18 protein-coding genes are annotated in these 18,046 nt (G+C 68.2%); 9 read left to right on the top strand and 9 right to left on the bottom strand.

Features of this window, described 5'->3' with window-relative positions; genetic code table 11:
* Nucleotides 1–7 precede the first annotated feature (7 nt).
* Nucleotides 8–1,840: a tetratricopeptide repeat-containing sulfotransferase family protein gene (locus ACXU4B_RS09965; protein ID WP_131410069.1), complete on the top strand. Its 1,833-nt coding sequence runs from the start codon at nt 8–10 to the stop codon at nt 1,838–1,840.
* A gap of 56 nt (nt 1,841–1,896) precedes the next feature.
* Here the strand turns inward: ACXU4B_RS09965 and ACXU4B_RS09960 are convergent, their stop codons facing one another.
* Complete coding sequence (locus ACXU4B_RS09960; RefSeq protein WP_131410067.1) at nt 1,897–3,534, bottom strand: tetratricopeptide repeat-containing sulfotransferase family protein; 1,638 nt, start codon at nt 3,532–3,534, stop codon at nt 1,897–1,899.
* Nucleotides 3,531–5,108: a tetratricopeptide repeat-containing sulfotransferase family protein gene (locus ACXU4B_RS09955; protein ID WP_165583179.1), complete on the bottom strand. Its 1,578-nt coding sequence runs from the start codon at nt 5,106–5,108 to the stop codon at nt 3,531–3,533. Before ACXU4B_RS09955 ends, ACXU4B_RS09960 begins: the two co-directional genes overlap by 4 nt.
* Before the next feature lie 169 nt (nt 5,109–5,277).
* Here ACXU4B_RS09955 and ACXU4B_RS09950 point away from each other — a divergent pair, with 169 nt between their 5' ends.
* Nucleotides 5,278–6,588: an aspartyl/asparaginyl beta-hydroxylase domain-containing protein gene (locus tag ACXU4B_RS09950; protein WP_240734068.1), complete on the top strand. Its 1,311-nt coding sequence runs from the start codon at nt 5,278–5,280 to the stop codon at nt 6,586–6,588.
* A gap of 70 nt (nt 6,589–6,658) precedes the next feature.
* Here the strand turns inward: ACXU4B_RS09950 and ACXU4B_RS09945 are convergent, their stop codons facing one another.
* Complete coding sequence (locus ACXU4B_RS09945) at nt 6,659–7,585, bottom strand: sulfotransferase family protein (RefSeq protein ID WP_131410065.1); 927 nt, start codon at nt 7,583–7,585, stop codon at nt 6,659–6,661.
* A gap of 210 nt (nt 7,586–7,795) precedes the next feature.
* Here ACXU4B_RS09945 and ACXU4B_RS09940 point away from each other — a divergent pair, with 210 nt between their 5' ends.
* Entirely contained in the window at nt 7,796–8,758 is a 963-nt protein-coding gene (locus ACXU4B_RS09940; RefSeq protein WP_131410063.1) for a quinone oxidoreductase family protein, read from the top strand.
* Nucleotides 8,759–8,783: 25 nt separating this feature from the next.
* Here ACXU4B_RS09940 and ACXU4B_RS09935 read toward each other — a convergent pair whose 3' ends face one another.
* The 3 genes from ACXU4B_RS09935 to ACXU4B_RS09925 form a co-directional block, all read right to left on the bottom strand.
* Nucleotides 8,784–9,698, bottom strand: coding sequence for an ion channel (locus tag ACXU4B_RS09935; RefSeq protein ID WP_131410060.1), 915 nt, complete (start codon nt 9,696–9,698; stop codon nt 8,784–8,786).
* 72 nt (nt 9,699–9,770) lie between these two features.
* Nucleotides 9,771–10,277: a M48 metallopeptidase family protein gene (locus ACXU4B_RS09930; RefSeq protein ID WP_131410058.1), complete on the bottom strand. Its 507-nt coding sequence runs from the start codon at nt 10,275–10,277 to the stop codon at nt 9,771–9,773.
* Nucleotides 10,274–10,555 carry a hypothetical protein gene (locus ACXU4B_RS09925; RefSeq protein ID WP_131410056.1) on the bottom strand — a complete coding sequence of 94 codons (282 nt, stop codon included), beginning with the start codon at nt 10,553–10,555 and terminating at the stop codon, nt 10,274–10,276. The genes ACXU4B_RS09930 and ACXU4B_RS09925 overlap by 4 nt, the downstream gene beginning before the upstream one ends.
* A 65-nt stretch (nt 10,556–10,620) precedes the next feature.
* Here ACXU4B_RS09925 and ACXU4B_RS09920 point away from each other — a divergent pair, with 65 nt between their 5' ends.
* The 3 genes from ACXU4B_RS09920 (at nt 10,621) to ACXU4B_RS09910 (ending at nt 11,767) form a co-directional block, all read left to right on the top strand.
* Entirely contained in the window at nt 10,621–11,076 is a 456-nt protein-coding gene (locus tag ACXU4B_RS09920) for a PIN domain-containing protein (protein WP_131410054.1), read from the top strand.
* A 72-nt stretch (nt 11,077–11,148) separates the two neighbouring features.
* Nucleotides 11,149–11,550 carry a hypothetical protein gene (locus ACXU4B_RS09915; RefSeq protein ID WP_131410052.1) on the top strand — a complete coding sequence of 134 codons (402 nt, stop codon included), beginning with the start codon at nt 11,149–11,151 and terminating at the stop codon, nt 11,548–11,550.
* Nucleotides 11,551–11,578: 28 nt separating this feature from the next.
* A complete protein-coding gene (locus tag ACXU4B_RS09910; protein WP_131410050.1) occupies nt 11,579–11,767 on the top strand; it encodes a CPXCG motif-containing cysteine-rich protein in 189 nt (62 codons plus the stop codon).
* A 4-nt stretch (nt 11,768–11,771) separates the two neighbouring features.
* Here ACXU4B_RS09910 and pncA read toward each other — a convergent pair whose 3' ends face one another.
* On the bottom strand, nt 11,772–12,422 hold the full coding sequence (pncA, locus tag ACXU4B_RS09905) for a bifunctional nicotinamidase/pyrazinamidase (protein ID WP_131410048.1): 651 nt from the start codon (nt 12,420–12,422) through the stop codon (nt 11,772–11,774).
* A 183-nt stretch (nt 12,423–12,605) separates the two neighbouring features.
* Here pncA and ACXU4B_RS09900 point away from each other — a divergent pair, with 183 nt between their 5' ends.
* Both ACXU4B_RS09900 and ACXU4B_RS09895 read left to right on the top strand, forming a co-directional pair.
* Nucleotides 12,606–12,974, top strand: coding sequence for a hypothetical protein (locus tag ACXU4B_RS09900; protein ID WP_131410046.1), 369 nt, complete (start codon nt 12,606–12,608; stop codon nt 12,972–12,974).
* A 72-nt stretch (nt 12,975–13,046) separates the two neighbouring features.
* On the top strand, nt 13,047–14,246 hold the full coding sequence (locus ACXU4B_RS09895; protein WP_131410044.1) for an MFS transporter: 1,200 nt from the start codon (nt 13,047–13,049) through the stop codon (nt 14,244–14,246).
* Between the two features lie 18 nt (nt 14,247–14,264).
* Here ACXU4B_RS09895 and cls read toward each other — a convergent pair whose 3' ends face one another.
* Both cls and ACXU4B_RS09885 read right to left on the bottom strand, forming a co-directional pair.
* Nucleotides 14,265–15,668: a cardiolipin synthase gene (gene cls / locus ACXU4B_RS09890; RefSeq protein WP_131410042.1), complete on the bottom strand. Its 1,404-nt coding sequence runs from the start codon at nt 15,666–15,668 to the stop codon at nt 14,265–14,267.
* Between the two features lie 92 nt (nt 15,669–15,760).
* Nucleotides 15,761–16,690, bottom strand: a complete 930-nt coding sequence (locus ACXU4B_RS09885) for a LysR family transcriptional regulator (RefSeq protein ID WP_131410040.1) — start codon at nt 16,688–16,690, stop codon at nt 15,761–15,763.
* A 97-nt stretch (nt 16,691–16,787) separates the two neighbouring features.
* On the opposite strand from ACXU4B_RS09885, the gene ACXU4B_RS09880 reads away from it, so the two are divergent.
* Nucleotides 16,788–18,032: an MFS transporter gene (locus ACXU4B_RS09880; protein WP_131410038.1), complete on the top strand. Its 1,245-nt coding sequence runs from the start codon at nt 16,788–16,790 to the stop codon at nt 18,030–18,032.
* Nucleotides 18,033–18,046 lie beyond the last annotated feature (14 nt).

The following is an 18,046-nucleotide window of genomic DNA, read 5'->3' as shown; positions in this document are numbered from 1 at the left end:
TGATGCCATGGCCTCCTACGACATTTCCCGCATAGCCGAAGCGATCAACGCCGGCCAACACCTTCATGCCGAGCAGCTCAGCCGTGCTGCGCTGCTCGAGTCCCCTCGCGATGAAAACCTGCTGCTGTTCCTGGCCCTGAGCCTGCAATTTCAGGGCCGGTCGCAGGAGGCCTTGCCGGTCTACGCCGAACTGACCCAGCTGCAGCCGGCGAGCAGCGTCCACTGGAACAACTACGCGACGGTCCTGGCCGAGCTGGGCGCGCGCAGGGAAGCGGTAACGGCGTATGCCAGGGCGGTCGAGTTGGACCCGGGCAATACCACGGCCAAGAGCCAGCTCGGGCTGCAGCTGATCGAGCTGCGTGACTATCTGCCCGCCCGCAGCGTCTTGCTCGATGTGGTGAACCTGGAGCCCAACTCGGTGCAGGCACGGATCGACGCGGCGCGTGCCTGTTGCCATTGCCAGGACGTCGAGGGTGCGGCGGAGTTGCTGCGGCACTGGCGCCATTGGGCGCCGTTCGACAGCGACCAGCAGCAACTGGAGCTGGCCCAGGTGCTTACCCTCAAGCACGAGATTCCCGGTGCGGCCGAATTGCTGGAAGACCTGCTGGCCCGCTGGCCAGGCCACCATGACGTACGCCTGTTGCTGGCCACCCTCTATGAGCGCCTCAACCGCCTGGATGACGCCGACGCCGTACTGGCGGAGGTGATTCGTGCGGACGCGAACACCTCGGGCGTCCAGCGCAACGAAGCCAACCACATCCTGGCGACGCTGGCTTCGCGCCGAAAGGATCCGGCCACGGCCAGGGACCTGCTCGAACGAACGGGGCCGGCGTCCGCAACCAACTACAGCCACTATTTCCAGCTGGCTTCTGTCTGCGACCAGCTCGGCGACACCAAGGCGAGCATGAATGCGCTGCGTGTCGGCCACCAGCTGGAAGCCAGCGAGCGCCGCTTCGACTCGCCCGAGTATTTCAGGTCCGATGCCCCGGCCATGCCGGTGGATGCGCCGCGCGTATCGGCCGAGCAGTATGCCCGCTGGCCGGCATATACCGCGCCCGCCATGCAGGACTCGCCAGTGTTCGTGGTGGGGTTCCCGCGTTCCGGCACCACCTTGCTGGAGCAGATGCTGGACGCGCATCCTGGCCTGCAGTCGATGGACGAGAATCCGTTCTTCAATTGCCTGGCCGGCATCCTGGGCAACCATGACCGCCGCATCCTGGACGATCTCAGCGTGCTGCGGCAGTACGATTGCGACGAGTTGCGCAAGCGCTACGACGTGATGGTGGGCGAGCGCATCCAGCGCAACGCGGGCACGCGGCTGGTCGACAAGAATCCACTGAACATGCAGTGGTTGCCGATGATTCACCGGCTGTTTCCCAACGCGAAGATCATCCTCGCCGTGCGCCATCCCTGCGATGTCGTGCTGAGCTGCTACATGCAAAGCTTCCAGTCCAGCGGCCTGGCGGCGGCCTGCAGCACGCTGGAACGGTTGTCGCGCGCCTATGTGCAGACGATGGCGTGCTGGCTGGAAGACGTGGAAACCTTCAAGCCGTCGGTGCTGGTGTCGCGCTACGAGGACCTGGTGGGCGAATTTCCCGCGCAGGCAACGCGCATCGCGCAGTTCCTCGAGCTGGAGGATGCCTCGCCGATGCTGCAGTTCGACCAGCACGCGCGCAACAAGACCTACATCGCCACGCCGAGCTATTCACAGGTGATCGAGCCGGTGAACCGCAAGGGCCTGGGGCGCTGGCACAAGTATCGCGACGAGTTCGAGCCGCTGTTGCCGATCCTCGACCCGATGCTGCGCCACTGGGGCTATGCCGTCGACGCGGAAGACTGAGCGCGGGGCCGCCTCGCACGCGGCCCTCGCCGGTGATCGAGCGTAAGCGGGTGCGCTCAGCGCTCGGGGATCTTCAGCAGCTCGGGCTCGTACGGCGCGTAATCGCGCCAGCGGCCGGCGGAGCGTGTATAGACCGGCTGGCGCGCCTGCCAGGCGCTGGCGGTGGCGATGCCGTGGTTCGCCGACGTGTGACCGCCAACCGTGGCTGCCGGCATGCCCAGCCACATGGCCAGGTCCGCGATGCTGTCGTCGGGCGCGCCCACCAGGTCTTCGTAACGGATCGTGCGGATCGATGCCGCGTAGCGCTCGTTCCAGTGCGCCATCAGGCGCCGGCAACCCTGGATGACGGCCGCGATGTGCTGGAAGTCGTACGCGTAATCGTGGGCGCGGTCGTGGAATGACTGCGACCACAGCGAGAGCGCGGTGTCGCGCGCATCGCGCTGGCAATGAATGATGCGTGCATGCGGCCACAGCGCCATGATCAGGTCGACGTGCAGCAGGTTCAGCGGCTGCTTGTCGATGAACCAGCTGGCTTCCGTGTCGTCCTGGTGCAGCTGCGCGGTGTAAAGCGCGGCGGCCTGCTCGTAGGCGGCGTGGTCATGCGAGGGCGCCAGCGAGAGGCGTTGCGCGATGGACTGCAGCCAGCCCAGTTCGCCGCGATTGACGACCCCGGGTTGGCGGGCGAGCAGCTCCGCCAGCAGCGTAGTGCCCGAGCGTGGCACGCCAACGACGAAAATCGGCGTCCAGTCGGAAGCGGGCGCCAGGGCCAGCGGATAAGGCCCGGCCGCCAGGCGGGCCTCGATCGACCGCTGCCACAGCTTGCGCGACCACGAACTGTCGGCGCTGGCGCGGCCGTTGGCCTCGCGCCAATACGCGGCGGCCTGCGCGTAGTCGCCCAGGTCGTCGTGGGCCTTGCCGAGGGCAAACAGCAGCTGGGTACGGGCCTTGTCGCTCAGGCCGGGGCGCTGCAGCACCTCGCGGAACAGGGCGAAATCCGGGTGCTCGCCGTCGCGATAGCGCTGCAGGCCCGACAGCCCGATGGGGATGTTCCACTCGACCGCCTGCGGTTCGTGGTCCAGCACGTAGCGATAGTGCTCGCGCACGCGCTCGAACTGGCCGAGCTGGATGCCGAGCATGCCGGCATAGGCGTGCAGGCGTGCATCCTGGGGGCCCGCTGCCAGGGCGGCCTCGCAGATCTGCAGGGCTTCCTGTGGCCGGCTGTAGTCATCGAGCAACTCCACGGCCTGGATGACCGTGTCCACGTCGTGCGGACCATGCTCGAACAGGCGCAGCATCAGCCGCGCCGCGGCGTTCATGCGACCCTGCTCGCGCAGCAGGCGCACCAGCAGGAAGGTCGCGGCCGTGTCCGCCGGATGGCCCTGCAGCCATTCGCGCAGCAACGACTCGGCTTGCGCCGGCTGTTGCATCTGCCAGTAAAGCCCGGCCAGCCCTAGCTGCAGTTCGGCTGCGTCGGGATGGCGCATGGCGGCTGCCGCGAATACGGCGCGCGCCGTTTCCAGGTCGCCACGTAGCACCAGGGCCCGCGCGCATTCCAGCGAGTCCTGCTCGCTGGCCAGCGACAGCGCGGTGAGCAGGCCGTCACGCGCGGCCGGGGCCGCGCCGGCCGCGAGGCGCTGCGCGTAGCTGGCGAGGAACTCCTCGGCGCGACCAAAAGCCTGCGAGAGTGGACTCATGCTTGCCAGAGGGGCAGGTCGAGCGCCTTGCGCAGGGGATCGAGCAGGCTGCCATAGCGGGCGGTGCGCGCCGTGTCCCGCCGCAGCGGTTGCCGCACCTGGGTGGCGCTGGGCGAGCGCACTTCGCGGCGGTTCTCGTGGAACTGCAGGCAGGCTGCTTCAAACGGCAGGCCACAGAATGCCAGCAGACTGCGGATGCCTGCCTCGGGATCCTCGAGCAAGGTCTCGTAACTGTGCTCGCGCACATGCGACGGATGCCGCGCTGCGCCGAGCGTGGCGCTGCGGTCGAAATCGCGCCAGAAGCTGGAGATATCCTCGAACGTACGCGTATAGCCGTTGCTGCCATCGAGCTGCTGGCGATAGCAGGCGAAGCAGGTCTCCAGTGGGTCGCGGCGGCACAGCACGATGTGCGCGCCTGGCAACATCGCGCGGATCGCATCGATGTAGAGCCAGTTGTTGGGCAGCTTGTCGGTGAACATCGGCCGTTCCTGCCGCCAGCGCGCGGTGCGCTCCAGGTAGCGCCGCCCCAGTCGCTCCCAGTCGGCTGCCTGCATCTCGCTGACCCACTGCGGAAAGGGCTTGCCGCGGCGACGCGATTCTTCGCCCAGCACCAGCGGCAGGTCGGCCAGTTCGCCGGCGCCTTCGATCGACGAGTGCGAGGCGAGGATCTGCTCGACCAGGGTCGAGCCCGAGCGGGGCAGGCTGGCGATGAAAATGACTTCCTGCCCCAGCGGAGCCGGGGCGCTGGCCTGGGCACCCTCGAAGGCCGCATGGATGCCGCCGACGCTGGCGGAAAACGCCGCGGCATTCCACGGCTGCAGGCGTCGGCCGATGGTGTTGGCCTGCGCCAGCGCATCCAGCGACTCGGCGTACTGCCCGGCATCGTCGAGTGCCTTGGCGAGGGCAAAGCCGATGGAAATGCGGTCGCGCTCGGTGGCATCCGGACGCAGCTGCGCGGCGCGCATCTGCGCCACGTCGGCCTCGCTGAAGCGCTGGTTCTTGAGGTCGGCGAGCCCCCACCAGGCCAGGCCCTCGCAGGGACGCTCGGCGATCAGCTTGCGGTATTCGGCCGCCGCCTCATCGACCAGCCCGCGCGTGCGCAGCAAGTCGGCGAGCAGGGCACGGGCGCCCATGTGGTTCGGCGCCAGCGCAATGGCGCGCTGCAACGCCGCGGTTGCTTCCTCGTTGCGCACGCACTTGGTCAGCATGACGCCGAGGTTGTACCAGGCCAGCGGCAGGCCCGGCTGCAGTTCGCAGGTGCGGTGCAGGGCCTCGATGGCCGCCTCGTACATGCCGGCCGTGCCCAGCAGCGACCCGAGCGTGTTGTGGTAGAGCGCGTCCTGGGGGCGCTGCGCCAGCGCGCGCTGCATCGTGCGCAGCGCTTCCGGGTGCTGGCCCCGCATGCTGAAGATGCCCGCTTTCATGCGCAGCACCTCGGGATGATCCGGGTAGGCCGCCAGCACCTGCGTGAGCTGCTGGTCGGCCTCGTCCACCCGGCCGGCGTCCAGCGCCTGGCCGGCGATCATCACTTGTTGGGTGGCGGCCGGTGCCAGCCCCTGCAGTCGCGGATTCATCGCTTTCCCGATCAGGATGTCATTGCGCGACGCTGCCCCGGTGAACGCCGATGGTGCGCGCGGCCTGTTGAAACGGGTCTATTATGCCTGCTCGCGCCGCGGCCCAGCCGCGGCATTCTCATGAGGTGAGCGACGGGGCATGGCAGTAGATCAGGCGATGAATGGCGGAATGCCTTTGGGTTCCGCGGCGCTGCGCGAGATGGCGCACAACGGGTTGAAGCAGGGCAATGCAATGCTGGCGGAGCAGTGCTTCCTGCGGCTGCTGGAGCTGGTCCCGGCGGACGTGGAGGCGCTGCAGTTCGTGGCCAGCCGCCACGTCATGCGCGGCGACACGGTGCGTGCCGTGGCCATGCTGCTGACCGCCGACACGGCGCGGCCGCGCGATGTCAGCGTGCTGCACCAGCTGGGCATGGCGCAGATGATGTCCGGTGACTTGCGGGGCGCCGCACAGACCTTCCGTCGCGCGCTGGAGGTGGCTCCGGACCAGTTCGTCGTGCGCCTGCGCCTGGGCCTTGCGCTCGAACAACTGGGCGATACGCATGCTGCGCTGCTGGCGTATTTCGGTGCGGTCAACACCGCCCAGTCGCAGGGGCGCTGGATGAACGATGCCAGCACCGCGCCCGGCCTGCAGGATGCGGTGAAGCATGCCATCCGCTTCATCGACGCCGGCCGTCCGCAGGTCTTCAATGCCGTGCTCGAGCCGCTGCGCCAGCGTTACGGGCAGTCCGAACTGGCGCGCGTGGAGCATTGCCTCTCGATCTATCTGGGCGAGCAGCCGGCACCGTTGCCGGATCCGCGCCAGAAGCCGAAATTCCTCTATTTCCCGGGCGTGCCGAGCCAGGCCTATTACCCCACGGCGCGTTTCCCGTGGCAGGCCGAACTCGAAGCCGCCACCGGGATGATCCGCGAAGAACTGCGCGCCGTGCTGGCGGAAAACCGGCCGCTGCTGCCCTTCCTGGGCGAACAGTCGCCGGAGGATCTCAAGGGCCACCTGAGTTCGTCCGGCACCGAGGCGGCCGCGTGGGACGGCTACTTCTTCTACCGCCATGGCGAACGCTTCGAGGCGGAATGTGCCGGTTGCCCGCGCACTTCGGCCCTGCTCGACTCGCTGCCGCTGGTGCGCATCCGCGACCACGCGCCCGAAACGCTGTTCTCGGTGCTCAAGCCGGGCACGCACATCCTTCCGCATCGCGGCGTCACCAACACGCGCCTGGTCACGCACCTGCCGCTGATCGTGCCAGCCGCCTGCGCCATCAACGTGGGCGGGGAAATCCACGAGTGGAAGGAAGGTCGCTGCGTCACCTTCGACGACACCTTCGAGCACGAGGCATGGAACCGCAGCGGCGAGACCCGCGTGGTGCTGATCCTCGACAGCTGGAACCCGGACCTCACCGAGGTCGAGCGCCTGGCGGTCACTGACCTGGTCGAGGCGATCGGCGACTTCAACCGCGCCAGCGAGGTGCCGGTGCCGATGGGCTGAGGCCGTCGGGCACGGCAGCGCCAGACGGACGGCCCTTCGGCGACGAGGGGCCGTTCGCGTTTCGGGGCGCCTAGCCGACGCCCATGCGCACCGCCGCTGCTTCATGGGCCAGGTGCCGCGGCGCCGCGGCGCGGGCGAGGTCGGCGCGGCACTGGGCGCGAAGGTCGTCGTAGGAGGCGAGGTGGGTCTGCAGCCACCGCTGCATCTTGGGGCCGAACAGGCTGTCGACCTTGCGATCGGCCTCGCGCAACTGCCCGTGGATGGCCGAGTGCTTCCAGGGCTCGTGGTTGAGGTCGGCGATGGTCTGCTGGCAGGCGTCGTCCAGCGGAACGTCGACCGGCAGGTCGAGGAAGGCGCAGAGCCGTTCCCATTCCAGCTCGGGCTGGCGCACCAGGTCCTCGAGGAACACGAAATGATGGTGCCCGCGGCCCACGTGCTGGCCATGGATGTGCACCGCGCGGTTCCAGCGTCGCGCCCAGTGCACGGTGCCCCCGCCGAACACGAGGTCGTTTTCGAAGCGCAGGTAGACGTCGATCAGCGAGGCCAGCACATCGGCCCCGCGCCGGACCACGTGGACGAAGCGCGCATCAGGCGCCACCGCTTCGATCTCCGGGATGTAGAGCAGGTGGTTGGGGGTCTTTTCCAACCACATGCCGCGCCCGTCGGCCGCGGCCGAGCGGTCCAGCAGGTGCATGAAGCGCCGCGACAGCGTCCCCACCCGCAGCGGCGTGCGCATCGAAGCCGGCTGGCCGGTCAGCTGCTGGTGCAGGGCGGCGAAGGACTCCCGCGCGTGGCGCCGGGTGAACCCTAGGCGCTGGCGCCACCGGCGCCGGCTGGGCTGGGCCAGGGAGTCGCCCCAGCGCCACTCCAGCTCGCCATGCATCTGCTCGAAGAAGGCGGTTTCCGGCAGCGTGTAGACGGCAGGATGGCGCGCCAGCAGGGCCTGGACGATGGTCGTGCCTGATCGTGGGCATCCCACGACGAAGGTGCGCCGCATGGCGTGTCTCCCTGTGCATACGCCGCGAACGTCACGGCCAGTGGGCGTGAACAACGCGTGATATTGCGACGGGTTGACGAAAAAATACAGCTTCGCGAAAGGAAGCGCCCCCGGGCAGCCCGCGGCTAGGCCAGGCCGGTGCCCACAGGCCACCCGGCAAAGCTGTCATGCTTTGCAGCTATCGACTATCCCTGCCCAGGACCTGAGCCCATGCACGCACTGACTTTCGACCGCTTCGGGCCGGCTGGCGTGTTGCGCTGGACCGAGCGCGCCGATCCCGTGCCGGGCCCCGGGCAGGTGCTGGTGCGCATGCACAGCGTCGGCCTCAATTTCGCCGACGTGTACCGTCGCAACGGCACCTATCACCTGAGCGGCACGGCACCGTGGACCCTGGGCTACGAGGGCGCCGGCGTGGTGGAGACGGCCATCGCGGGCGACACGCTGTTCCCGGCCGGCACCCGGGTCGGTTTCGCCGACATGCCTTACGCCAACGCCGAGCTGGTGTCGGTGGATCGCGACCGCCTGATCCCGCTGCCCGACGACATCGGCTTCGATACCGCCGCCGCCGTGCTGCTGCAGGGCCTCACCGCCCAGTACCTGGTGTCGGACAGTTTCATGGTGCGTCCCGATGACGTGGCCGTGGTCCACGCAGCGGCTGGCGGCGTGGGCCTGCTGCTGGTGCAGATGCTCAAGACGCTGGGCGCGGTGGTGCTTGGCATCGCCTCCAGCGAGGCCAAGCGCGATGCCGTGATCGCGGCCGGTGCCGATGTGGCCGTGGGCTATGACGACTGGGTCGCCGCAGCGCGCGACCTGAGCGGCGGGCATGGCGCGGACGTCGTCTACGACTCGGTCGGGCGCACGCTGTCCGACAGCCTGGCGGCGGCACGGATCGGCGGCACCGTGGTGTTCTACGGCATGGCGGCGGGCGACCCCGACCCGGTCGATCCGCGCCTGCTGATGGATCGCTCGCTCACCCTCACCGGCGGCGACCTGTGGAACGTGCTGACCGGCGCCGAGGCGCGGCGCGAACGGGCGACGGCCCTGTTCGAGCAGATCCGCCTTGGTAACCTCAAGCCGCACATCGCCGCCCGCTTCCCGCTGCGCGATGGCGCGCAGGCGCATGCCTTCCTGGAAAGCCGCGCGTCCATCGGCAAGGTGCTGCTGACCCTGTGAGGCGCCGCCCGGAGGCGGGCGCCATTCAGAAGCGGTCCGAGTCCTCGTCCTCATCCACCGGCAGCACGTCGTGGAACACGCTGTAGTCGATGTGGCTGACGCCGGTCCCGTCGTCCTGCACCAGGTCGACGTAACGATGGTTCCAGCGCCAGTCCTGGTGACGCCACTGCTGGCGGGCCAGGATCGATTGCGAGGTGGTCTCGTCGATGCCGGTGATGGAGAGCATCAGCACCGCCTCGAGCGAGGCTAGCTCTTCCCGCGTGAGCCCGTGCAGCGGGCTGCTCTCGTCGATCACATGCATCACGCTCCAGCTGAGCATGAACATCGGATGCTCGCTGCGCATCAGCTTGAGGTCGTGGATGCGCCGGAGGCGAAAACCTTCGGGCGTGGACTCGCGCACCAGCAGGTGCAGTTTGGCCGACGCCGCGGCAATCACGTTCTGCCGCGCATTGGCGGCGCGGATCATCAAGGTTTGCTGGCCATGGATGCGCCGGATCACGGGATGGTCCGCGAAGATCATCTTGGCGCGCGGCCGCGAAAACCGCGCGAACACCAGCCCGGTCACCAGGGCCAGGTTCAGCATGCCGACGAAAATTTCCACCGTGGCCACCACATGCCCATAGACCGACTGCGGGTGCATGTCGCCATAGCCGACGGTTGCCAGGGTTTCCACGCTGAAGAAGAAGGCCCCGGCAAAATTGTCCGGGTATCGGTTGGCGATCGCCTGCGCGCCCAGTTGGTACAGGGAGGCGAACAGCACGTTCACCAGCACGAAGATGGTGGCGGCCAGCGCGAAGAAGGTGGGCCAGCGAATGGTCAGCGCATAGTGGTAGATGTCGTCCGCGATGCGCCGCGTCAGGCCGCGGCTCACGAACGGCCGGCCCCCGATGGAGATCATGCGCGGGCGCTGATGGAACAGCTGCGACGGCCTCAGGTCCATGGAACGTCAGTACTCCCTCGGATGGCACGCCGCGTCCCGGCGTGATCGCCGCATTCTAGCGGCGCGATGCATTCACGCGTTGCGCGCGGCCAGTACGTCGCGCCAGGTCAGGTGCAGCCGCAGGTCCAGTTCCTGCTGGTGATAGTCGGGCTGCATGTATTCGCACAGTTGGTAAAACGCCTTGTTGTGTTCGGGTTCCTTCAGGTGCGCCAGTTCGTGCACCACGATCATCTGCAGGAACTCGGGTGCGGTCTCGCGGAACAGCGAGGCAATGCGGATTTCCTTGCGCGCCTTGAGGCGTCCGCCGTGCACGTGCGAGATCGCCGTGTGCAGGCCCAGCGCACGCTGGATCACGTCGAGCTTGCTGTCGTACCAGACGCGATCGATGCCGGGCGAATGACGCAGGTGCTCCTGCCGCAACGCATTGGCGTAGGCATACAGGGCCTTGTCGCTCTGCACGTCGTGGCGCGTGGGATGGCGCCGCTGCAGATAGTCACCCAGTTCGTCGCGCTCGATCAGCTGCCGCACCTTGTCGAGCAAGGCGGGCGGATAGCCGCCGAGGTACTTCAGCGAGGTCATTCGGCCGGGCTTCCCGCCGGCTCGTCGTCGAAGCCGGTATAGCCGTCCGGAAACACCGGCGTGCCATCGCCTTCGAGCGCGAGTACGGCGGCCAGCGTGCTCGCGGCCGCCAGCTCGGCCTTCGCCTGTTCGCGAAAGCTGCGGTTTTCGCACACCGCGTAATAGACCGGATAACCGTTGTGGTCGCGCGGTGTCACCACCAGGCAAGCGGTGAAGCGGGAGCCCTCGGCGACCGCCGTCGAACGCACCACGTAGTCGTCGAAAAGGCGCTCAGTCATGACGATGGTCCAGGATGGGGAAGGGCCACCATTTTACCTGCGGATGGCCGCCAGGCTGTGCCACCATGCGCGCCATGCCCGCCAGCCCGCCCCGCCTCGTCCTCGATACCAATGTCGCGCTGGACCTGTTCGTGTTCAGGGACGCAGCATGCGCCCGGCTGTGGTCCGCGCTGCAGGCCGGTGCGGTGCAGGCCGTGGTGGACGATGCCTGCCGCGACGAATGGCTGGAGGTGCTGGGCTATCCAGCGCTGGCGCTGGAAGAGGACGCGCGGGCCGGCGCCGCCGATGCCTTCGATCGCTGGACGCAGCGCTTGCCCGCGGCGGCGCTGGCGCCGCGCCACGAAGTGAAGCTGCCACGCTGCGCCGATCCGGACGACCAGAAATTCCTCGAGCTGGCGCTGGCGTCGGGTGCGCGCTGGCTGCTCAGCAAGGACAAGGCCGTGCTCAAGCTGGCGCGGCGCACCGCGCGCGAGGGATGGTTCGAGATCCTGCCGCCATCGGCCTGGACGCCGCCAGCCTGAGGGCGATTCACGCGGGTTTGATCGCCGGCCCGCGATGCTCCGGCCGATCCCTCGGCAAGCCGGAGACTGTCCATGAAAGCGATGTTGTGCGTGGTGGGAGCGATGATGCTGGCTGGCTGCGGCACGGCGAACAACCACGACACCGCGATTCGCGATGCGGTGGCCAATCGTGTGTTCCTCTACCAGGCCCCCGGGGCCGGCGATGCCACCTTGCTGGTCGTGCGCGAGAACGGCTGGTTCGGCGGCGGCTGTTCCAGCCAGATCCATATCGACGACAAGTACGCCGCACAGCTGGAGATCGGCGAGCAGGTGGCCTTCCACCTGCCCAGCGGTACGCATGCAGTGACGCTGGACAATTCCGGCGCCTGTCGCAAGCCCGGCGATGCACGGGTGGACGCCACGGTGGGTGCAGGCGAGAGCGTCACCATCGACATCAATGCCCACGGCTCGTCGCTGTCGCTGGCGAAGCGCTGAGCCCGGCCAGGCAGCGAGCGCGTCCGTCATGCCCGAGCCTGTCCTGATCCACTGCCCGTATTGTGGCGAGCCCATCGACATCCTGGTGGACGACTCGGTGGACAGCCAGCGCTATGTCGAGGATTGCCAGGTCTGCTGCCGGCCCATCGAGATCGCCGTGACCCTCGACGAGGATGGCGTGCCGCACCTCAGCGTCGCCACCGAGAACGACGGCTGAGCGTTTATCCGGCCAGCGCCGCCGAATCGAGGAGGTCGACGCCGAGCTGGTCGTAACGTATGCGCGTGGCTAAGTCGCTGTCCGGCGATACCGGGCGGGTGAGATCCCACAGCACATGGGTGCGGTAACCCAGCTCGACCGCGTCCTGCGCGGTCCACAGCACGCAGACGTCGCGCGCCAGCCCGCACACGTAGACCTCATCCACGCCGCGCGCGCTCAGCCAGTCGGCGAGACCCGTGGCGGGGCGCCGGCCGCCGGGGCCGTGGTTCTCGCGAAAACCGCTGTACGAGTCCACCGCGGGGTCTTCGCCCTTCCGGATGACCGTGTCTACACCGGACCAGTCGATCGCCGGGTGCAACGCCGCCCCGGCGGATTCCTGCACGCAGTGCGGCGGCCACAGGGTCTGGGCGTGGCCATACAGCGGGATACGCTCGAACGGTGCCCGGCCCGGGTGCGAGCTGGCGAAGGAAATGTGACCGGCCGGGTGCCAGTCCTGCGTGGCCACCACCGTCTGGAAGACCCGCCGTTTCAGCAGATCGCCGATGCCTGCGACGATGGCATCGCCTTCGTGGCAGGCCAGCGCGCCACCGGGCATGAAATCCGGCTGCACATCGACCACGATCAGGGCGGCGTGTCGGCTGATGGGGTGGCTCATGGACGCGTCGAGGCTCGTAAAAGGTTGCGGCCCGAGAGTCTAGTGGGCTGGCTGCTTAGGGCGATGTGACGGGTTCGACGAGTGCCATGTCCGCGATGTTCGGAGTTCACGGTAGGAGATGTCCTACGTGAAAACCCCGCTAAAGGCATAATGCCGGCAAACAACAACAACGAGGACAGGGGCATGCCTTACGACCAATCCTGGATGGGCGACGGCCTGATCGGCGGCCTGGAAGCCGGTGGCATCGCCGTCGTCGCGGGGTTCGTCCTGCTGGCGGTGTTTCGCCTGGTGGGCCGGGCACAGGGCTGGAGCGTCGGCCTGGAAATCGGCTGGGCCTACCTGCTGGGCGTCGTGCTGGCGGGCGGCGGCGATCTGTGGAACCTGTTCTATTTCAATTACGGACGGCTGCAGTCGCTGCAGCTGCTCAAGGTCAAGCTGGCCCAGGTGCACGATCCTGAAAACCTCGGCCTGCGCGTGCTGTGCGAATTCATCGGCGCGGCACTGGGGGTTTTCCTGGGCTGGCTGCTGTTCGCGCGTCGACGCCCGGCCTGATGTTTTCGCCGTGGCGCGTGCGCATGGCACGCGCCGCGGTTCGCGCGTCCCACTTTCCACCCAGCATTCCCCATGACAACCGCTGTTGAAGACCCTGCAGGCGGCTTGCCGCTGACGCTGCGCATCGTCCAGGTCGTGTGCTTCACGTTCCTGGCCTACCTGGTGGTCGGCATGCAACTGGCCGTGTTGCCGCCGTTCGTGCACGACGACCTGGGCCTGGGGGCCGTGCTCGCCGGCCTGGTGATCAGTACCCAGTACGTGGCCACCCTGCTCAGCCGGGGTTTCGCCGGTCGCACCTCCGATACCGCAGGGCCCAGGCGTGCCGCGCTGATCGGCATGCTGGCGTGCGGCGCCAGTGGCCTGCTGATGATCGTGGCCGCGCTGGCCCGCGGGACGCCGGCAATCTCGTTCGCCGTGATGCTGCTTGCCCGGCTTGCGCTCGGTATGGGCGAGAGCTGCGTTGCCACGGGCTGCATCATGTGGGGCATCGGCCGGGTCGGCAGCGCGCACACGGCCCGGGTCATTTCGTGGAATGGCATCGCCACCTACGGGGCGCTCGCCGTGGGCGCGCCGTTGGGCGTCGTGCTGGTATCGGTCGGCGGCTTCATCATGATCGGCATCGCCGGCCTGCTGCTGATGCTGCTGGCGCTCGCGCTGGCGTGGCGGCGACCGGCCGTGCGGGTCGAGGCCGGCGAGCGGCTGCCGATGCGCCATGTGTTCGGTCGTGTCGCAGCCTACGGCATGAGCCTTGCGCTGGGCTCGGTGGGCTTTGGCGTGATCGCCACCTTCATCACGCTGTTCTACGCCAGCCGGCACTGGAGCGGCGCCGCGCCCACGCTCAGCATCTTTGGCGTGTGCTTCGTGGGCGTGCGCCTGCTGCTTGGCTGGACCATCGCGCATTTCGGTGGCTATCGCGTGGCCCTGATGTCGCTGCTGGTCGAGTGCACGGGGCTGCTGGTGCTGGCGAGCGCCGGCCAGGTCGGCGTCGCGATGGCCGGCGCGGCCCTGAGCGGTATCGGCTTCTCGCTGATCTTCCCCGCGCTGGGCGTGGAGGCGGTGGCGCGCGTAAGCCTGAGCAATCGCGGCGCGGCACTGGCGGCGTATTCCGTCTTCGTCGACGTGGCGCTGGGCGTGACGGGTCCGCTTGGCGGATGGATCGTGGCGGGCGGCCGCTATGCGCCGATGTTCGTGGCGGCTGCGGTGATGTCGCTGGCGGCAGCGGCGCTGACCATCACCCTGCATCTGCGTCACGGCGGTGCGACGCGCGCATGAGTTGCGCGCCTGCGCCCCTCACAGCACCGGATCGAACAGTCGGGCCACGTGCATCGCCAGTCGCCTGAGGTAGGGCGCCCTCAGGTACTCCGCCTCAGTCACTTCATGCGCATGCGAGAAATCCTCGCGCAGCATGGCTTCCACTTGCATGGCGAAACGGCGGTCCACGTTCAGCGCACCGATCTCGAAGTTGAGCCGGAACGAGCGACTGTCGAGGTTCATGCTGCCGACCGAGGCCGTGTCGTCGTCGACCAGGATGACCTTCTGGTGCAGGAACCCCGGCTGGTAGCGAAACACCCGGATGCCGGCACGCACGGCGTCGTGCGCATAAAGGCCCGAGGCAAGAAAGACCGCGTGATGATCGGGGCGCGAGGGCATCAGCACGCGCACGTCCACGCCGCGAAACACCGCCAGCCGCAATGCGGACATCACCGCCTGGTCCGGCACGAAATACGGCGTGGTGATCCACAGGCGCTTGCGTGCGGCCTGGATCACCGAAACGAAGAACAGCGAGCAGGTTTCCTGCCGGTCGGCGGGCCCGGTGGTAACGATCAGGGTCTGCGAATGGCCTTCGCCAGGCTGGGGTAGCAGCAAGGGCGGCAAGGCGCCGGTGACCCAGTGCCAGTCCTCGGCAAAGCTGCGCTGCAGGTCGGCCACCGCGGGCCCGTCGATCTGCAGGTGGGTGTCGCGCCACGGGGCCAGCGGCGGCTTCAGGCCCAGGTATTCATCGCCCACGTTGAGGCCACCGACAAAGCCGCGCCTGCCGTCGATCACCACGATCTTGCGGTGGTTGCGGAAGTTCAGCTGGAAGCGGTTGCTGCGCCGCTGCGTGGCGAACGGATGGACGGACACGCCGGCATCGCGCAGCGTGTCCACGTACTGGTGCGGCAGCGCATGGCTGCCGATGCCGTCGTACAGCACGCAGATTTCCACGCCGGCGCGCGCGCGCTCGAGCAACACCTGCTGCATGCGTCGGCCGAGCGCGTCGTCGTGGATGATGAAGAACTGCACCAGCACGCAATGCTTCGCCTCGCCGATGGCCGTCAGCATGGCGTCGAAGGTGGCGTCGCCATTGACCAGCAGTCGCAGCGTCTGCCCGGCATGGAAGTGCGTGCCCAGCATGTGCGCGATTTCCGCATAGCGTGCGCAGGCCTCGCGCGAGGTCGCGCCCGTCTCCAGCCGGACGTTCGCCAGCGCGTGCATCTGCTCGCGCCGCACGCGGTGCAGGTCGACATAGCCGTGGAAGCGGCTGCGCCCCAGGTAGAGGTACGGCACCAGCGTGACGTAGGGCAGCAGCACCAGTCCGAGCGCCCAGGCGAAGGCGCCCTGCGGCGTGCGCGTATTCATGACCGCGTGCATGGCCGCGAGCACGCCCGCGGCATGCAGCAGCAGGACCACCACGCCGATGACCGTGCTCAACATGCGCGAGGCTCAGCAGGCGGGGTGTGCGTGTTGCCGTGGCTCGACATGAGGTCCTCGCAGGAAGCGTGTCATGACGCGGATAAGGTCGTTGATCAGGTCATTGCGTTGCGCACGGTATCGAGTACCTCGCGCTCGCGTTGCTGCAACGCCTGCTGCAGATGATCCACGAACAGGCGGATGCGTGCAGGCAGGTAGCAGCGGCTGGGATAGATCGCGAAGATGTTCGCCTCGGGCAGGATCACGTCCGCCAGCAGCGGTACCAGCCGACCTTCGCGCACATCGGCGGCGATATCCCAGGCCGACTTGAAGGCCAGGCCATGCCCGGCCACGGCCAGGGCACGCATCAGGTCGCCGTCGCTGCAGGTGATGCTGGGGTCGATGCGCAGCGTGCGCGGGCCCTCGGGCGTCTGCAGGATCCACGGCAGGATGGCCTGGCCGGGCCGATGCAGCATCAGGCAGTCATGGCCTGCCAGGTCATCGGCGCTGGCGGGGCGGCCGCGGCGTGCCAGGTAGGACGGCGCGGCGCAGACCACGCGGAAGTTGAGGGCGAGCAAGCGCGATACCAGGCGCGAATCGGTCATGGTGCCGCTGCGCACGGCCACGTCGACGCCGTGCTCGAACAGGTCGAGCATCGCGTCCGAATGGGTCAGGCGCAGCTTGAGCTGGGGGTGCTGCGCGGCGAAGCCGGCGGCGATGAGGCCGATGTACTGGCGTCCCATGTCGACCGAGGCGGTCACGTGCAACTGCCCGCGTACCTCCAGCTGCCCCAGCCCCACGGCGGCATTGGCGTCGTCGACGTCGGCGATGATGGCCAGGCAGCGCTCGTAGTAGATGCTGCCTTCCTCGGTCAGGGTGAGGCGGCGCGAACTGCGCTGCAGCAGTCGCACGCCCAGCGCCTGCTCCAGCCGGTTCATGCGCTTGCTGGCGGCCGCCGGGGACAGCCCAAGCTCCCGCCCGGCCGCCGAAAGGCTGCCATCGGTGACGGCACGGACGAACAGCCGCATGTCCTCGAAGTCGACCATCTTCAACTTTTTGGAAAGGATGCGTCTCTAGTTTGCTCAATTCACGGGGTCGGCGACAAGGCGCACAGTGGCGGGCCTCGCTCCCCGGACTGCCTGCATGAACTCCCCAACCCCCCTGGAGGCCGCCGGTCGCCTCCCGTCCGCCGCCCATGCGGCATCGTCGCGACTGGCGCTGTTTGCCCTGGCCGTGGCGGCTTTTGCGATTGGCACCACCGAATTCGTGATCATGGGCCTGCTGCCGGAAGTGGCCAGCGACCTGCATGTGAGCATTTCCTCGGCCGGCCTGCTGGTGTCGGGCTATGCGCTGGGCGTGGCCGCGGGCGCGCCGATCCTCGCCGCGCTCACCGCGCGCATGGAACGGCGCCATGCGCTCTTGCTGCTGCTTGGCCTGTTCATCCTCGGCAATGCGCTGTGCGCCATCGCACCAGGCTACGGCCTGTTGATGGTGGCGCGGGTGGTGGCGGCGTTCTGCCATGGCTCGTTCTTCGGCATCGGCGCCGTGGTGGCCTCGCACCTGGTGCCGCGCGAGCAGGCGGCAAGTGCCATCGCGCTGATGTTCACCGGGCTGACGCTGGCCAACGTGCTGGGCGTGCCATTCGGTACCTTCCTCGGCCAGTGGGCCGGATGGCGTGCGACCTTTGGCGCCGTCACCGTGCTGGGTGTGCTGGCGGCCATCGCGGTGTGGCGACTGGTGCCGGCCTTGCCCGACTTGCCGGCGCCGAACCTGCGCCGCGAACTGGTGGTGCTGCGCCAGCCGCAGGTGCTGCTGGCGCTGGCGATGACCGTGCTGGGATTCGGCGGCGTATTCACCGTGTTCACCTACATCGCGCCGATCCTGCAACAGCAGGCTCACGTAAGCGTCGGCGCCACCGGCTGGGTGCTGGTGCTGTTTGGCGCCGGCACCACCATCGGCAACATGCTCGGCGGGCGCCTGGCCGACTGGCGCCTGATGCCGTCGCTGGCAGGCGTGCTGGTGGTGCTGTCGCTGGTGATGCTGGCGTTTGCCTGGACCATGCACAGCACCGTCGCCGCCATCGTCACCGTGTTCGTGTGGGGCGTGTTTGCGTTCGCGACCGTGCCGCCGCTGCAGATGCGCGTGGTGCAGCAAGCGGCTGACGGCCCGCACCTGGCATCGACGCTGAACATCGCGGCGTTCAACCTGGGCAATGCCATCGGCGCCTTCATCGGCGGGGTGGTGATCGACGCCGGTCTTGGCCTGCCGTTCGTGAGCATGGCCGGCGCGGCGGTGGCCTTGCTGGGGCTCATCGCCACGCTTTCGAGCGCGGCGCTGGAACGCCGCCGCGTCAGCGCGTCCACGGCTGCCTGTGCCGTGGGTGCCTGAGCATCCGCGTCCGC

This window comes from Dyella soli, assembly GCF_054482295.1.
This window is presented reverse-complemented; position numbering and strand designations above follow the sequence as displayed.

Excerpts from the sequence above, each read along its gene's own strand:
- ACXU4B_RS09965 (WP_131410069.1), top strand. The coding sequence starts at position 8 with ATGGCCTCCTACGACATTTCCCGCATAGCCGAAGCGATCAACGCCGGC.
- ACXU4B_RS09960 (WP_131410067.1), bottom strand. The coding sequence starts at position 3,534 with ATGAGTCCACTCTCGCAGGCTTTTGGTCGCGCCGAGGAGTTCCTCGCC.
- ACXU4B_RS09955 (WP_165583179.1), bottom strand. The coding sequence starts at position 5,108 with ATGAATCCGCGACTGCAGGGGCTGGCACCGGCCGCCACCCAACAAGTG.
- ACXU4B_RS09950 (WP_240734068.1), top strand. The coding sequence starts at position 5,278 with ATGCCTTTGGGTTCCGCGGCGCTGCGCGAGATGGCGCACAACGGGTTG.
- ACXU4B_RS09945 (WP_131410065.1), bottom strand. The coding sequence starts at position 7,585 with ATGCGGCGCACCTTCGTCGTGGGATGCCCACGATCAGGCACGACCATC.
- ACXU4B_RS09940 (WP_131410063.1), top strand. The coding sequence starts at position 7,796 with ATGCACGCACTGACTTTCGACCGCTTCGGGCCGGCTGGCGTGTTGCGC.
- ACXU4B_RS09935 (WP_131410060.1), bottom strand. The coding sequence starts at position 9,698 with ATGGACCTGAGGCCGTCGCAGCTGTTCCATCAGCGCCCGCGCATGATC.
- ACXU4B_RS09930 (WP_131410058.1), bottom strand. The coding sequence starts at position 10,277 with ATGACCTCGCTGAAGTACCTCGGCGGCTATCCGCCCGCCTTGCTCGAC.
- ACXU4B_RS09925 (WP_131410056.1), bottom strand. The coding sequence starts at position 10,555 with ATGACTGAGCGCCTTTTCGACGACTACGTGGTGCGTTCGACGGCGGTC.
- ACXU4B_RS09920 (WP_131410054.1), top strand. The coding sequence starts at position 10,621 with ATGCGCGCCATGCCCGCCAGCCCGCCCCGCCTCGTCCTCGATACCAAT.
- ACXU4B_RS09915 (WP_131410052.1), top strand. The coding sequence starts at position 11,149 with ATGAAAGCGATGTTGTGCGTGGTGGGAGCGATGATGCTGGCTGGCTGC.
- ACXU4B_RS09910 (WP_131410050.1), top strand. The coding sequence starts at position 11,579 with ATGCCCGAGCCTGTCCTGATCCACTGCCCGTATTGTGGCGAGCCCATC.
- pncA (WP_131410048.1), bottom strand. The coding sequence starts at position 12,422 with ATGAGCCACCCCATCAGCCGACACGCCGCCCTGATCGTGGTCGATGTG.
- ACXU4B_RS09900 (WP_131410046.1), top strand. The coding sequence starts at position 12,606 with ATGCCTTACGACCAATCCTGGATGGGCGACGGCCTGATCGGCGGCCTG.
- ACXU4B_RS09895 (WP_131410044.1), top strand. The coding sequence starts at position 13,047 with ATGACAACCGCTGTTGAAGACCCTGCAGGCGGCTTGCCGCTGACGCTG.
- cls (WP_131410042.1), bottom strand. The coding sequence starts at position 15,668 with ATGTTGAGCACGGTCATCGGCGTGGTGGTCCTGCTGCTGCATGCCGCG.
- ACXU4B_RS09885 (WP_131410040.1), bottom strand. The coding sequence starts at position 16,690 with ATGGTCGACTTCGAGGACATGCGGCTGTTCGTCCGTGCCGTCACCGAT.
- ACXU4B_RS09880 (WP_131410038.1), top strand. The coding sequence starts at position 16,788 with ATGAACTCCCCAACCCCCCTGGAGGCCGCCGGTCGCCTCCCGTCCGCC.